Annotated in this window: 12 protein-coding genes; 5 read left to right on the top strand and 7 right to left on the bottom strand. The window is 52.2% G+C overall.

Annotation, left to right across the window (positions count from 1 at the left end; all coding sequences use genetic code 11):
- Nucleotides 1-164 precede the first annotated feature (164 nt).
- Nucleotides 165-1,583, top strand: coding sequence for an arabinose-proton symporter AraE (gene araE / locus NNO02_RS11400; protein WP_202037846.1), 1,419 nt, complete (start codon nucleotides 165-167; stop codon nucleotides 1,581-1,583).
- A gap of 55 nt (nucleotides 1,584-1,638) precedes the next feature.
- Here araE and NNO02_RS11395 read toward each other — a convergent pair whose 3' ends face one another.
- Nucleotides 1,639-2,526, bottom strand: coding sequence for an Rpn family recombination-promoting nuclease/putative transposase (locus NNO02_RS11395; protein ID WP_271449491.1), 888 nt, complete (start codon nucleotides 2,524-2,526; stop codon nucleotides 1,639-1,641).
- A 196-nt stretch (nucleotides 2,527-2,722) separates the two neighbouring features.
- On the bottom strand, nucleotides 2,723-3,049 hold the full coding sequence (locus NNO02_RS11390; RefSeq protein WP_271454840.1) for a cupin domain-containing protein: 327 nt from the start codon (nucleotides 3,047-3,049) through the stop codon (nucleotides 2,723-2,725).
- A 141-nt stretch (nucleotides 3,050-3,190) separates the two neighbouring features.
- Here NNO02_RS11390 and NNO02_RS11385 point away from each other — a divergent pair, with 141 nt between their 5' ends.
- Nucleotides 3,191-3,898, top strand: coding sequence for an aspartate/glutamate racemase (locus tag NNO02_RS11385; RefSeq protein WP_271454841.1), 708 nt, complete (start codon nucleotides 3,191-3,193; stop codon nucleotides 3,896-3,898).
- On the opposite strand, the gene NNO02_RS11380 is transcribed toward NNO02_RS11385, so the two are convergent.
- Nucleotides 3,870-4,805, bottom strand: coding sequence for a LysR family transcriptional regulator (locus NNO02_RS11380; protein WP_271441075.1), 936 nt, complete (start codon nucleotides 4,803-4,805; stop codon nucleotides 3,870-3,872). The genes NNO02_RS11385 and NNO02_RS11380 overlap by 29 nt on opposite strands.
- Nucleotides 4,806-4,922: 117 nt before the next feature.
- On the opposite strand from NNO02_RS11380, the gene lysA reads away from it, so the two are divergent.
- The gene (lysA, locus tag NNO02_RS11375; RefSeq protein WP_271454839.1) at nucleotides 4,923-6,179 is read left to right on the top strand and encodes a diaminopimelate decarboxylase; all 1,257 of its coding nucleotides are present in this window, start codon (nucleotides 4,923-4,925) and stop codon (nucleotides 6,177-6,179) included.
- Nucleotides 6,180-6,270: 91 nt separating this feature from the next.
- Here lysA and NNO02_RS11370 read toward each other — a convergent pair whose 3' ends face one another.
- Both NNO02_RS11370 and galR read right to left on the bottom strand, forming a co-directional pair.
- Nucleotides 6,271-7,272: a LacI family DNA-binding transcriptional regulator gene (locus NNO02_RS11370; RefSeq protein WP_271449540.1), complete on the bottom strand. Its 1,002-nt coding sequence runs from the start codon at nucleotides 7,270-7,272 to the stop codon at nucleotides 6,271-6,273.
- Nucleotides 7,273-7,294: 22 nt separating this feature from the next.
- On the bottom strand, nucleotides 7,295-8,323 hold the full coding sequence (gene galR, locus NNO02_RS11365) for an HTH-type transcriptional regulator GalR (protein ID WP_202037850.1): 1,029 nt from the start codon (nucleotides 8,321-8,323) through the stop codon (nucleotides 7,295-7,297).
- A gap of 597 nt (nucleotides 8,324-8,920) precedes the next feature.
- On the opposite strand from galR, the gene aas reads away from it, so the two are divergent.
- A complete protein-coding gene (gene aas / locus NNO02_RS11360; protein WP_271454838.1) occupies nucleotides 8,921-11,080 on the top strand; it encodes a bifunctional acyl-ACP--phospholipid O-acyltransferase/long-chain-fatty-acid--ACP ligase in 2,160 nt (719 codons plus the stop codon).
- Nucleotides 11,073-12,266, top strand: a complete 1,194-nt coding sequence (gene lplT, locus NNO02_RS11355) for a lysophospholipid transporter LplT (RefSeq protein ID WP_271454837.1) — start codon at nucleotides 11,073-11,075, stop codon at nucleotides 12,264-12,266. The genes aas and lplT overlap by 8 nt, the downstream gene beginning before the upstream one ends.
- A gap of 215 nt (nucleotides 12,267-12,481) precedes the next feature.
- On the opposite strand, the gene NNO02_RS11350 is transcribed toward lplT, so the two are convergent.
- Both NNO02_RS11350 and ygdR read right to left on the bottom strand, forming a co-directional pair.
- A complete protein-coding gene (locus tag NNO02_RS11350) occupies nucleotides 12,482-13,522 on the bottom strand; it encodes an NADP(H)-dependent aldo-keto reductase (RefSeq protein WP_271454836.1) in 1,041 nt (346 codons plus the stop codon).
- A gap of 107 nt (nucleotides 13,523-13,629) precedes the next feature.
- Entirely contained in the window at nucleotides 13,630-13,848 is a 219-nt protein-coding gene (gene ygdR, locus NNO02_RS11345) for a lipoprotein YgdR (protein ID WP_005123410.1), read from the bottom strand.
- Between the last annotated feature and the right edge of the window lie 78 nt (nucleotides 13,849-13,926).

Below are 13,926 nucleotides of genomic sequence, written 5' to 3'. Positions count from 1 at the left end.
ATTTAATTGAGTAATTAGCGGTAAATTTTAAAATTGGAATATCCATCACATAACGATGTGGTGCAGCAATTTCATCCATGTTTTTGCCGTTTCCCGCCTGACGCTTCCTGCAAGGGATCCCTTACTTTCATCGACATGGCTTACTCTGTATCTGGCAGGAAAAAATGGTCTCAATTAATCATGAAGCTGCTTTAACACCGCGTACGCAGCGCGATACGCGACGTATGAATTTGTTTGTCTCTATTTCTGCGGCTGTCGCAGGGTTGTTATTTGGTCTCGATATCGGCGTAATTGCCGGCGCGTTGCCTTTTATCACCGATCACTTTGTATTGACCAGCCGTCTGCAGGAGTGGGTGGTGAGCAGTATGATGCTGGGTGCGGCAATTGGTGCGCTGTTTAATGGCTGGTTGTCATTCCGACTGGGGCGCAAATACAGCCTGATGGCCGGGGCGATCCTGTTTGTCGTGGGTTCCCTGGGGTCGGCATTGGCTTCCAGCGTGGAAATGCTCATTGTTGCCCGCGTGGTACTGGGCGTTGCCGTAGGTATCGCCTCCTACACTGCGCCACTCTACTTGTCTGAAATGGCCAGTGAGAATGTGCGTGGTAAGATGATCAGTATGTATCAACTGATGGTTACGTTGGGCATTGTGCTGGCCTTTTTATCCGATACCGCGTTTAGCTACAGCGGTAACTGGCGCGCTATGCTGGGCGTATTGGCGCTCCCGGCAGTATTGCTGATTGTTCTGGTCGTTTTCCTGCCTAACAGCCCGCGCTGGCTGGCAGAGAAAGGTCGCCATATTGAAGCAGAAGAAGTATTACGCATGTTGCGTGATACCTCAGAAAAGGCCCGTGATGAGCTGAACGAAATTCGTGAAAGTCTGAAGCTGAAGCAGGGCGGTTGGGCACTGTTTAAAATTAACCGAAACGTACGGCGTGCGGTTTTCCTCGGCATGTTGTTGCAGGCGATGCAGCAGTTCACCGGGATGAACATCATTATGTACTACGCGCCGCGTATTTTTAAAATGGCCGGTTTTACCACCACTGAGCAGCAGATGATTGCGACGTTGGTCGTTGGCTTAACCTTTATGTTCGCGACTTTTATTGCTGTTTTTACAGTCGATAAAGCCGGGCGCAAACCGGCGCTGAAAATTGGTTTCAGCGTGATGGCCATTGGGACCCTGGTCCTCGGCTATTGCCTGATGCAGTTTGATAACGGCACCGCATCCAGTGGGCTTTCCTGGCTGTCAGTCGGCATGACCATGATGTGTATCGCCGGTTATGCAATGAGCGCCGCACCGGTGGTGTGGATCCTGTGTTCTGAGATTCAGCCGCTGAAATGTCGCGATTTTGGCATCACCTGTTCCACCACCACGAACTGGGTGTCGAACATGATTATCGGCGCAACCTTCCTGACGTTGCTCGACAGTATTGGCGCCGCGGGTACGTTCTGGCTTTATACCGCACTGAACGTCGTCTTTATCGGTATTACATTCTGGCTTATTCCTGAAACCAAAAACGTCACGCTGGAACACATCGAGCGTAAGCTGATGGCTGGCGAGAAGTTAAGAGATATTGGGGTGTAAGTGAGCAGGAAGCCCGATAGATCAATTGATTATCGGGCTCCCATTGCTACCTATTTCAATGTGGATCCGCCTGCCTGACGAGGAGATCCTTAGCAGACAGCCCGGTTATCTTTAGTATAATTTCATGACTAATACCATTCGCTAACATCATCTGGGCAATGCGTAATGCCTCTTGTTGTTTGGCTTCCTGTTGCAAGACTTCCGCGATAGTCATCAGACGTTCCTTTTGCTGTGGTACCCGATGGGCAACCTCACGGATAAATTTATCAACGTGAGGCGTATTTCCAAACTGCATCATGTAATTAAATAGCGTTTTGAGCTGGCTGTCATTAGCGTATCCCGTAGCCAGCAATGAGACCAGTTGCTCCACTAACCCCATTAAATCACGCTTGCGGATATGTTTTTGCATCAATTCCAGCAGTGCTATACGGCGATGTTGCATAATTTCGTCATCGGGTATTACTGTGATATCCACCAGCGGAAATGTTGCTGAGTAAAGCTGTCGTGCCAGTGCGGGATCGTCAAACTCATCCAGCCAGCAGAGTGAAAAGGGGTAGGGGCTGAGAGCGCCATGATAAAACAACATCGGTATCACCAAAGGTAATGTTTTATGGCCAGCATCCAAATGGCGTTGCATTGCAGCCATGGCATAGCGCATCAGCCGAAATGCCATGTGAGCGTCTGGCGAACTCTGATGCTCGATAACAACATAGATATACCCATCGCCTTCGTTTGTTTTTAATGACCACAGCACGTCGGAGTAGCTGGCTCGCAGGCTATCCTCAATAAAACTGCCTGATTCCAGTTTTAGCGTTTGCAGATCACATAGCTCCCGCAAGGTTGATGGAAGATAGATATCCAGAAAATCTCTTGCGGTATCGGGATGGTACAAGAACTGTTTGAAGACTGCGTCATGTGGAGTGGCTGTTGTCATTTTTGTCATGGCGATCCGTCACCGTTAATTAAGATAACGTGACTGTAATCGCCCACATGGCGAGGCGCATTGGGTGATTAACGCTTATGCGAGCTGGTATCGAAGGGAAATGCCCCACCTTGCAACGCTTTCATTTTTAGGGAACAGAGTACGCATTTTAGCGTGTTCTCAAACCGTTCAGTAGCACGGCTTGAGAACAGCGAAATTACCCGTGCAGAAAATCTTCGCGTATGGGCGTGAAGGTATCAAGCAATGTCCCCGGCTTTAAACAGACGCAGCCGTGCATGATATTGGGTTGCTTGTACAGGGTGTCTCCTGCACTGACGACATGCTTTTCTTCCCCAATCGTAAATTCAAACTCACCCGATAAAACGTACGTGAGTTGTTCATGCGGGTGGTGGTGCATCGGGCCAATTGCGCCCTGCTCGAAATTCACTTCCACTGCCATCATTTTGCCATCGTGAGCCAGAATACGCCGGGTAACGCCGTTACCCAGATCTTCAAGCGTGGTTTCTTTATGAAAAATAAACATTCGGTATTCTCGCAATAAAATGAAACATTATTTCATTAAATTTATATCAGAAAATAAAAAAAGGAAATGTGCGCCGACAGATGTGGAAAGTTGATCACATCTTTGGTTCACTGGGAGGACAACCACGAATAAGGGCAAATGATGAAAACGATCGGTCTGTTAGGCGGAATGAGCTGGGAATCCACTATTCCCTATTATCGTCTGATTAATGAAGGGGTTAAGCAGAGTCTGGGCGGTCTGCATTCTGCGAAGATTCTGCTGCACAGCGTCGATTTCCATGAGATTGAAGCCTGTCAGTCGAACGGTGACTGGCAGCGGGCAGGGGAGATCCTGGCGCAGGCTGCGGTGGGGTTACAGCAAGCGGGTGCTGAAGGGATTGTGCTGTGTACCAACACCATGCATAAAGTGGCCGAGGCCATTGAAACGGCCTGCGATGTCCCGTTTTTGCACATTGCCGATGCAACAGGGCGGGCCATACAACAGCAGAAGATGAGTAACGTTGCGCTGTTGGGCACGCGTTACACCATGGAACAGGATTTCTATCGTGGGCGTTTACAGACGGAATTTGGCATTAGCACGCTAATCCCTGACGCTGATGACCGACAGAAAATAAACCAGATTATTTTCGAGGAACTGTGCCTTGGTGAATTTAGCGAAACGTCCCGCGATTATTACCTGAGCGTGATTGAGCGACTGGCTCGTCAGGGTGCACAAGGGGTGATCTTCGGCTGCACCGAAATTGGCCTGCTGGTTCCCACTGAAATAAGCCCGTTGCCGGTCTTCGATACCGCGGCGATCCATGCGCAGGATGCTGTGACGTTTATGCTTTCACCTGAGACTGCAAAATAGCATCCAGTGGATCGGTAAGCCGGTGGAGATGGTCCTGTAGATGTGCCGTAAAAGCATCAACCAGCGCGGATGCCGGACGATGCAGTGGATGAATGAGGCTGACGGTAAAAGGTACCGAAACACTAAAACGCCGGATGGCAATCCCGCTGCCTGCGTAATCCAGTGCGGTCAGCGGGTTCACTACTGAGATCCCCACGCCGGCACGCACCATCGCACAAATTGATGCGGCACTGTGCGTTTCTATTACCATTCGGCGCTTGACCTGATGATCATTAAACAGGGTATCCAGCAACTGGCGATAGCTGTCGGTGCGCGACAGGCTGATATAGTTTTCCCCCTGAAAATCTTGCGGTGTTAATACTGCTTTCCCGGTTAGCGGATGTCCCTGCGGCAGCACGCACACTTCATCCAGCGACAGTAATTCAGTGCGTTTAGTCCCTGCGGGGGTATGCAGGGTCTCAGTTAACCCGAGATCGTGACGTTGTGCTGATAGCCACTCTTCCAGCAGCGGCGACTCCTGCGGCACAATCTGAATGTTAACCTGCGGGTAGCGGGTGAGGAAGGGGTGTAGCAACGGAGGTAAAAAGGACTGTGAGAACACTGGCAGACAGACAATCGACAGCTCACCCTGACGAAATTCACGCAGGCTTTCGGCGGCGCTGACGATCCGATCCAGGCCATACCAGGATCGCTGCACCTCTTCAAACAGGCGTAGACCTTGCACTGTAGGATGCAGCCGACCTCGCGTACGTTCGAACAGTGTTAACCCCAGAACTTTTTCAAATCTTGCCAGCTCGCGACTGACGGTAGGCTGCGACGTATGCAGCATCCGCGCGGCTTCCGTCAGGTTGCCTGCTGTCATAATGGCGTGAAAAATTTCAATGTGGCGTAAGTTAACGGCGGGCATTGTCGATCCTCAAATAAACATCCCATATCATTTTTGCATAGACTCGCGATAAAACGATATTTTTTATTCTCTTCGTGCTGTGGCGTAATCATAAAAAAGCCAATACCGGAGCACACCATGCCACGCCCACTCAACAGCACTGATACTGACCTGACCGCAGATAACCTGCTGCGTCTGCCCGCCGAATTCGGCTGTCCGGTATGGGTTTACGATGCGCAGATTATCCGCGCGCAGATAGCCAAACTGAGTCAGTTTGATGTGGTGCGTTTTGCCCAAAAGGCCTGCTCGAATATTCATATACTGCGCCTGATGCGCGAGCAGGGCGTGAAGGTGGATTCAGTCTCGCTGGGTGAGATTGAGCGTGCGTTGGCGGCAGGTTTTGTGCCGGAGAATGATGAAATCGTCTTTACCGCCGATATGATTGACCAGGCGACGCTGGCCCGGGTGCATGAGCTACGTATTCCTGTAAATGCCGGGTCGGTTGATATGCTGGAACAGCTGGGCCAGGTTTCGCCAGGGCATCGTGTATGGCTGCGCGTCAACCCAGGTTTTGGTCACGGGCATAGCCAGAAAACCAATACCGGCGGCGAGAACAGCAAGCACGGTATCTGGTATAGCGACCTTCCGGCAGCGCTGGAGGTGATTCAGCGTTATCAGCTGAAACTGGTGGGCATTCACATGCATATAGGTTCCGGTGTGGATTACGGCCATCTGGAGCAAGTGTGTGGCGCGATGGTGCGTCAGGTTGTTGAATTAGGTCAGGATCTGGACGCTATATCTGCGGGCGGAGGTTTGTCGATCCCGTATCGCGAAGGAGAAGAGGCGATCAACACCGATCACTACTTTGGTTTGTGGAGCGCGGCACGCGATCAAATAGCCAAACATCTGGGGCATCCGGTGAAGCTTGAGATCGAGCCAGGACGCTTTCTGGTGGCGGAAGCGGGTGTTCTGGTGGCGCAGGTGCGCAGTGTGAAAGAGATGGGCAGTCGTCACTTCGTGTTGATCGACGCTGGCTTTAACGATCTGATGCGGCCAGCAATGTACGGCAGCTATCACCATATCTCCGCACTGGCCGGGGATGGCCGCTCGCTGGATAATGCGGCGCAGATTGAGACGGTGGTTGCCGGTCCACTGTGCGAATCGGGCGATGTTTTTACCCAACAGGAAGGTGGCAAAGTCGAAACCCGTCTATTACCTGCGGTAGTGCCGGGAGATTACCTGGTATTGCATGATACCGGTGCGTATGGCGCATCGATGTCGTCGAACTACAATAGCCGCCCGCTGCTACCGGAAGTGCTGTTTGATAACGGCGTGGCGCGACTGATTCGTCGTCGCCAGACCATTGAAGAGCTACTGGCGCTGGAGCTTATCTGATTGCATGCCGGATGGCGCTACGCTTATCCGGCCTACGAAATTAACGGTGGGTCTGTAGGCCGGATAAGCGAAGTCACCATCCGGCCTCTGATTACTTAAAGTACGGTCCAGGCGTTACGGAGTCACGCAACACCAGGGTGCCCGTAAACGGTGGAATGGGTTCTACGTCTTCGTCATTAGCCAGACGAATCGCCTGATCGATTGCCGTGGTTATCATGGTATCGATTGGCAGATAGACGGTGGAGAGTCCTGGCTCCAGCCATTTCGCGCTGGGCGCATCATCAAAACCGAACAGCGAAACATCCTCGGGGATCTTTAGTCCAGCCTGATGTAATGCTTTCGATGCACCTAACGCCATGTCATCGTTACAGGCGAACAGTGCGCTGAATTTCACCCCTTCATCCAACAATTCACGACAGGCTTCATAGCCCCTGGTCATCGTTGAATCGCCGTATTTGACCTTGGTGGGTTCCCAGGGAATACCATTTTTTTCCAGCGCCTTACGATATCCCATCAACCGGGATTTACCGGTTGGCGTATGGCCGGGGACGGTGATGCAGGCAATATCACGATGTCCTTGCGAGATGAGGTAATCGACTGCCTGAAACGCCGCGTCTTCCTGTTCAAAGAAAATCGCACGGTCGCGGGCCTGGCTGACGTCGCGGTTAATGACCAGCAATGGCATATCAATGCGGGTCATCAACGACATAATCGCTTTTTCGCTCATGTAGCGGGTGTAGAGAATAATGGCGTCGCACTGTCGGTCGGCCAACATTTGAACGGCTTCCTGCTCACGCTCTGGTGTATCATGGCCGTCGGTGACAATCAGCTGTTTGCCGTGAGATTCCGTCTGGCGCGATGCCTGTTGCAGCAAACGACCAAAGTAGAATCCATCAAATGTAGACACCACCAAACCAATGCTGTTGCTGGTGCGGTTTGCCAGTGAGCGGGCTAAAAAATTAGGCCGATAATCTAACGCCTGCATGGCTTTGAAGACTTTCTGGCGCGTGCTTTCTTTAACCTGCCCCGTACCATTAAGTACGCGTGAAACGGTCGCTTTCGATACGCCAGCATGTCGTGAAACGTCTAACATCGTTGTCATGACGCAATCCTGATTAATCGTTTGACGAAGAATTTCCCGGCTCTGTCAGCGCTGAAACGGAATGCCGACGTACCAGCGTTGGGTTAAAGACGTGAGTGATTTCCGGGACCGGACGTTTTTCGGCCAGCGCCAGCGCCAGCTCGGCGGCCTGGGTTGCCATCGTCACGATAGGGTAGCGTACCGTCGTCAGCCGTGGGCGCACGTAGCGTGAAACCAATACATCATCAAAACCAATCAGCGAGATTTCGCCCGGTACATCAATGCCATTATCGTTTAACACACCCATAGCGCCCGCCGCCATTGAGTCGTTATAGCAGGCGATAGCCGTGAAGTTTTTGCCGCGACCAAGCAGCTCAGTCATTGCCTGCTCGCCGCCGCTCTCATCGGGCTCGCCAAACGTGACCAGTCGATCGTTTACCGGAATATTGCTTTCCGCCAGCGCGTCGTAATAGCCTTGCAAACGATCTTCCGCATCTGAAATGCTGTGGTTGGAACACAGATAACCGATGCGCGTATGGCCCTGTTGAATAAGATGACGGGTTGCCAGCCAGGCACCGTAACGATCGTCCAGCGCAACGCAGCGTTGTTCGAATCCCGGTAAGATTCGGTTGATCAGTACCATACCGGGGATCTGTTTCATCAATGATGCCAGTTCGGCATCCGGGATAATTTTAGCGTGAACCACGAGGGCTGCGCAGCGGTGGCGAATAAGCTGCTCAATCGCCTGACGTTCCTTTTGTTCGTTATGGTAGCCGTTGCCAATCAGTAAAAAATTACCTGTGTTATAGGCCACCTGCTCGACAGCTTTAACCATTGCCCCAAAGAATGGATCGGACACATCACCTACTACCAGACCGACGGTTTCAGTAGATTGTTGTGCCAGCGCACGCGCGTTGGCGTTGGGGTGGTAGCTGAGTGATTCCATTGCACTCATTACAGCCAGACGCGATGCTTCGCTGGCTTTGGGGGAGTCATTGATCACTCGAGAAACGGTGGCGACTGATACACCAGCTAGTCGGGCTACATCCTTTATGGTCGCCATGATAGTACCTGTTGTGGGTAAACGCTTACATCCCGTCAGTGTTACGGAAAACGGCTGTCTGTTCAAGCAGATTGCCCGTCAGGACGTCGCAAATGTGAGCGGACACGAGCGAAGTAAGACAGAAAATTGAAAATGAAAATCTTTGCTTACACTTTGCGATGTGCTGTTGCGATTGTTCGCTGGTGAGGGGAGAGAGCGGATTGATAAAGTTGAGATCCCAGAGGTATTGATAGGTGAAATCAACTTTCGGGTTGATCACAAGATTTACACCAGCCTGCGCAGATGCGCAGGTTTTTTTTTGCGTTCAGCGTATCTGTAACAGTAACCGATAATTTACACAACTCGTTGCACTTGGGTTCATTCCTTTGCGTTTTCCAACTGGCGGAACGGCGCGGTGACGACCACAATCAAGATCCCAGAGGTATTGATTGGTGAGATTATTCGGTACGCACTTCGTACCTGTCTCTTGCACCGACCTGCGCGGATGCGCAGGTTTTTTTTCGGACTCTATTTACCCGTTACCTGTCGCGCCCATTCCCCAACTCGTATACTCTCCCATCATTGATGTTTATATAATTAATGGCACAGGGAGTTGAGATGCTATTTGGCTTTTTTCGTAAGCTGTTTCGCGTACTTTTTCGTGTTCGCGTCACGGGCGATGTCAGCGTGCTACGGGGAGAACGTGTCTTAATCACGCCTAACCATGTCTCATTTATCGATGGTATCCTGCTGGCGCTCTTTTTACCGATTCGCCCTGTGTTTGCCGTTTATACTTCTATTAGTCAGCAATGGTATATGCGCTGGCTCACTCCACTGATTGATTTCGTACCGTTAGACCCAACCAAACCGATGTCGATTAAACATCTGGTACGCCTGGTTGAACAGGGCCGTCCGGTGGTTATCTTCCCGGAAGGGCGTATTTCGACCAGCGGTTCACTGATGAAAATCTACGACGGTGCCGGGTTTGTTGCCGCAAAATCAAAGGCGACGGTGGTGCCTGTGCGTATTGAAGGCGCGGAACTGACCCATTTCAGCCGTCTGAAAGGTCTGGTTAAACAGCGATTCTTCCCGCAAATCAGCATCCATATCCTACCGCCAACGTCATTGCCGATGCCGGAAGCGCCGCGCGCGCGCGATCGTCGCAAAATGGCCGGTGAAATGCTGCATCAGATTATGATGGAAGCGCGTATGGCCGTCCGCCCGCGTGAAACGTTATACGAGTCTCTGCTGGCGGCAAAATACCGGTTTGGCGCAGGCAAAAACTGCATTGAAGATATTAATTTCACGCCGGACAGCTATCGCAAACTGCTGACGAAAACGCTGTTTGTCGCACGTATTCTGGAAAAATACAGCGCCGAGGGGGAAAGAATCGGCCTGATGCTGCCAAATGCGGGTATCAGCGCGGCGGTTATTTTTGGTGCTATTGCGCGTCGACGTATCCCGGCCATGATGAACTACACCGCGGGTGTGAAGGGGTTAACCAGCGCCATTACTGCGTCGGAAATCAAAACCATTTTTACCTCCCGGCAGTTTCTCGATAAAGGCAAGCTCTGGCATTTGCCGGAACAACTTACTCAAGTGCGCTGGGTGTACCTGGAAGACCTGAAGGCCGATGTGACCTTTGGCGATAAGCTGTGGATTTTTTCACATCTGCTGGCTCCGCACCTGGCACAGGTGAAACAGCAGCCGGAAGAGGCCGCGGTGATCCTCTTTACCTCGGGATCAGAAGGCCACCCGAAAGGTGTCGTACACAGCCATAAGAGCCTTCTGGCGAACGTCGAGCAGATTAAGACGATTGCCGATTTCACCGCCGACGATCGCTTTATGTCAGCATTGCCGCTATTTCACTCCTTTGGCCTGACGGTAGGGTTATTTACGCCGTTGCTGACCGGTGCTGAAGTGTTTTTGTACCCCAGTCCGCTGCATTACCGCGTCGTTCCTGAGCTGGTATATGACCGTAACTGCACCGTGTTGTTTGGTACCTCAACGTTCCTTGGCAATTATGCGCGGTTTGCTCATCCCTATGATTTCCACCGTCTGCGCTATGTTGTTGCCGGGGCCGAAAAGCTGCAGGACAGCACGAAGCAGTTGTGGCAGGAGAAATTCGGTCTCCGCGTTCTTGAAGGCTATGGGGTGACGGAGTGCGCGCCTGTGGTGTCGATTAACGTACCAATGGCGGCGAAATCGGGAACGGTAGGGCGCATTCTGCCTGGTATGGATGCCCGACTGTTGGCGGTTCCTGGTATTGAAGATGGCGGGCGTTTACAGCTGAAAGGCCCTAATATTATGAGCGGCTATCTGCGCGTCGAAAAGCCGGGTGTACTGGAAGTCCCAACCGCAGAAAATGCCCAGGGCCAGATAGAACACGGCTGGTACGATACCGGTGATGTCGTGCGCTTTGATGAAAATGGCTTTGTACAGATTCAGGGGCGCGCCAAGCGCTTTGCCAAAATCGCCGGTGAGATGGTGTCACTGGAAATGGTTGAACAACTGGCGCTGGCGGTATCTGCTGACAAAATGCATGCCACGGCTATCAAGAGCGATGCCAGTAAAGGGGAAGTGCTGGTGCTGTTTACTACAGACGGCGAGCTGACCCGTGAAAAATTACTCCAGTATGCGCGCATCCACGGCATTCCAGAGCTTGCCGTACCGCGTGATATCCGCCACCTGAAACAACTCCCTCTGCTCGGCAGCGGTAAGCCAGATTTTGTCACACTGAAAAGCTGGGTTGATGAACCGGAAAAACAACATGCGTGAGTCAGTACACACTAGCACTTCAATCTGGTCCAAAGGGATGATGTCCGTTATCGCCGCGCAGTTTTTGTCAGCGTTTGGCGATAACGCGTTGTTGTTTGCTACCCTGGCTTTACTCAAGGCGCAGTTCTACCCGGACTGGAGCCAGCCAATTCTGCAAATGGTGTTTGTGGGTGCTTACATTCTGTTTGCTCCTTTTGTCGGGCAGGTCGCGGATAGCTTTGCGAAAGGCAGAGTGATGATGTTCGCCAACGGTCTCAAGCTGCTGGGGGCGGCGAGTATCTGTTTCGGCTTTAACCCGTTTCTGGGGTATACGCTGGTGGGTATTGGCGCAGCGGCGTATTCTCCGGCCAAGTATGGCATCCTGGGTGAGCTGACGACCGGCGACAAGCTGGTGAAAGCCAACGGTCTGATGGAAGCTTCCACCATTGCCGCTATCTTGCTGGGTTCTGTTGCTGGCGGTGTGCTGGCCGATTGGCATGTCATTGCTGCGCTTTCCGCCTGCGCCCTGGCTTATGCTGGTGCTGTGGTGGCTAACCTGTTTATCCCGAAACTGGCCGCGGCTCGCCCCGGTCAGTCGTGGCATTTGGGGAAAATGACGCGCAGTTTCTTCTGTGCCGCCTCTTCGCTGTGGCGTAACGGCGAAACACGTTTCTCGTTGGTCGGAACCAGCCTGTTTTGGGGCGCGGGCGTCACACTGCGTTTTCTTCTGGTGTTGTGGGTGCCGGTGGCGTTGGGCATTACCGATAACGCCACACCGACCTATCTTAACGCTATGGTGGCTATCGGGATTGTTGTGGGTGCCGGTGCGGCAGCAAAACTGGTGACGCTGGAAACGGTGTCGCGTTGCATGCCTGCGGGGATCCTGATCGGCGTGGTAGTCCTGATTTTCTCGCTCCAGCATGCGCTGTTGCCAGCTTATGCCTTACTGATGCTTATCGGCGTGTTGGGCGGTTTTTTTGTGGTGCCGTTGAATGCGTTGCTGCAGGAGCGGGGCAAGAAAAGCGTCGGTGCGGGTAATGCGATAGCGGTGCAAAACCTCGGTGAAAACAGCGCGATGTTGCTGATGCTCGGTATCTACTCACTGGCGGTGTTGGTGGGGATCCCGGCTGTTGCGATTGGTATTGGATTTGGTGCGCTGTTTGCGCTGGCGATTGCGGCGCTGTGGATCTGGCAGCGCCGCCATTAGTCTGTTGTATGCTGTTGCCGGATGGCGGCGTTGCCTTATCCGGCCTACAGGACGCTCACTTTGTAGGCCTGATAAGCGTAGCGCCATCAGGCGCTAATCGTCGCGGTGCGAGATAAGTATGCTATGAATGTGCCGGATGGCGGCGTTACCGTATACGGCCTACAGGATGCTCACTTTGTAGGCCTGATAAACGCAGCGCCATCAGGTACTAAAAATTACGGTGCAGGATAGGTATACACCTGATGCACCGCTTCAATCTCCGCCAGTACTTCTTCACTCAACTGCAGATACAGGCTTTCAACGTTGGTTTTTAGCTGCTCCATCGTCGTTGCGCCCAGCAGTGTGCTGGCGACAAACGGCTGACGACGAACAAAGGCCAGCGCCATCTGCGCAGGATCGAGGTTATGGCGTTTGGCGATATCCACATAGGCAGCTACCGCTTTTTGCGTTTGCTCGCTGCTGTAGCGCGTAAAACGGCTAAACAGCGTATTGCGCGCGCCGGCAGGTTTCGCACCGTTCAGGTATTTGCCGGTTAAGGTGCCAAAACCAAGACATGAGTAGGCCAGGAGTTCAACGCCTTCATACTGGCTCACTTCGGCCAGTCCAACTTCAAAGCTGCGGTTTAGCAGGCTGTACGGGTTCTGGATAGTGGCGATACGCGGCAGGTCATGTTTGTCTGCCAGGTGCAGGTAACGCATTACGCCAAACGCCGTTTCGTTAGAAACACCGATGTAACGAATCTTACCTGCACGCTGAAACTCTGCCAACGCGTCCAGCGTATCCAGCAGGGAAACGACCGGCGCGGAGTCCGTCCAGCTATATCCCAGCTTACCAAAGCAGTTTGTCGGACGCTGCGGCCAGTGGACCTGATAGAGATCGAGATAATCGGTCTGCAGTCTTTTCAGACTGTCGTGCAGTGCCTCACGGATATTTTTACGATCCAGCGCCTGATTCGGTCGAATACCGCTGTCATTGTTACGTGCCGGGCCGCTGACTTTAGAGGCAACGATCAGTTTTTCGCGGCTGCCGTGTTTGGCAAGCCAGTTGCCCACATAAGTTTCGGTGAGTCCCTGGGTTTCAGGGCGAGGCGGTACCGGATACATCTCGGCAACGTCGATTAAGTTTATGCCTTGTGCAACGGCATAGTCGAGCTGTGCATGTGCGTCGGCTTCGCTGTTTTGTTCACCAAACGTCATTGTGCCCAGCCCCAGTGTACTGACTTCCAGCGAGCTGTGGGGTATACGGTGATATTGCATAGCCGTTTCCTTTTTATAATCACGACATAAGGATTATAAAAATGGCTGAGGGAAGGGAAAAAGGGAAGCAAAATTGTTAAGGCCAGCAGCGTGGCTGACCTTAACCATCAACGCTCAATGATTTGAGAGACTTCGTCGCGGTTAATTTGCATCGCATTGCCTTGCTGATCATGGTAACTCACCAGACCGGTATCATCGTCAATTTCTGGTTTACCATCGGTCAGGATCATTCGACCATCTTTTGTTGCCATCACATAATCACTGCTGCATCCGGAAACGGCAAAAGCCAGCCCGACGGCGGAAATTAAAACTGCCCATTTTTTCATCTGCTTATCCTCACATGGCCTGTGTCTGACACTAGTTTAGTAATAACGCGAAGTTGGGCAGGGCGAAAGCAGTAAAAT

The sequence above is a fragment of the Citrobacter sp. Awk 2 genome, assembly GCF_028069815.1.
GTDB lineage: Bacteria > Pseudomonadota > Gammaproteobacteria > Enterobacterales > Enterobacteriaceae > Citrobacter.
Note: the sequence above shows the minus strand (reverse complement) of the source record. Positions and strands in the feature narration are given on the sequence as shown.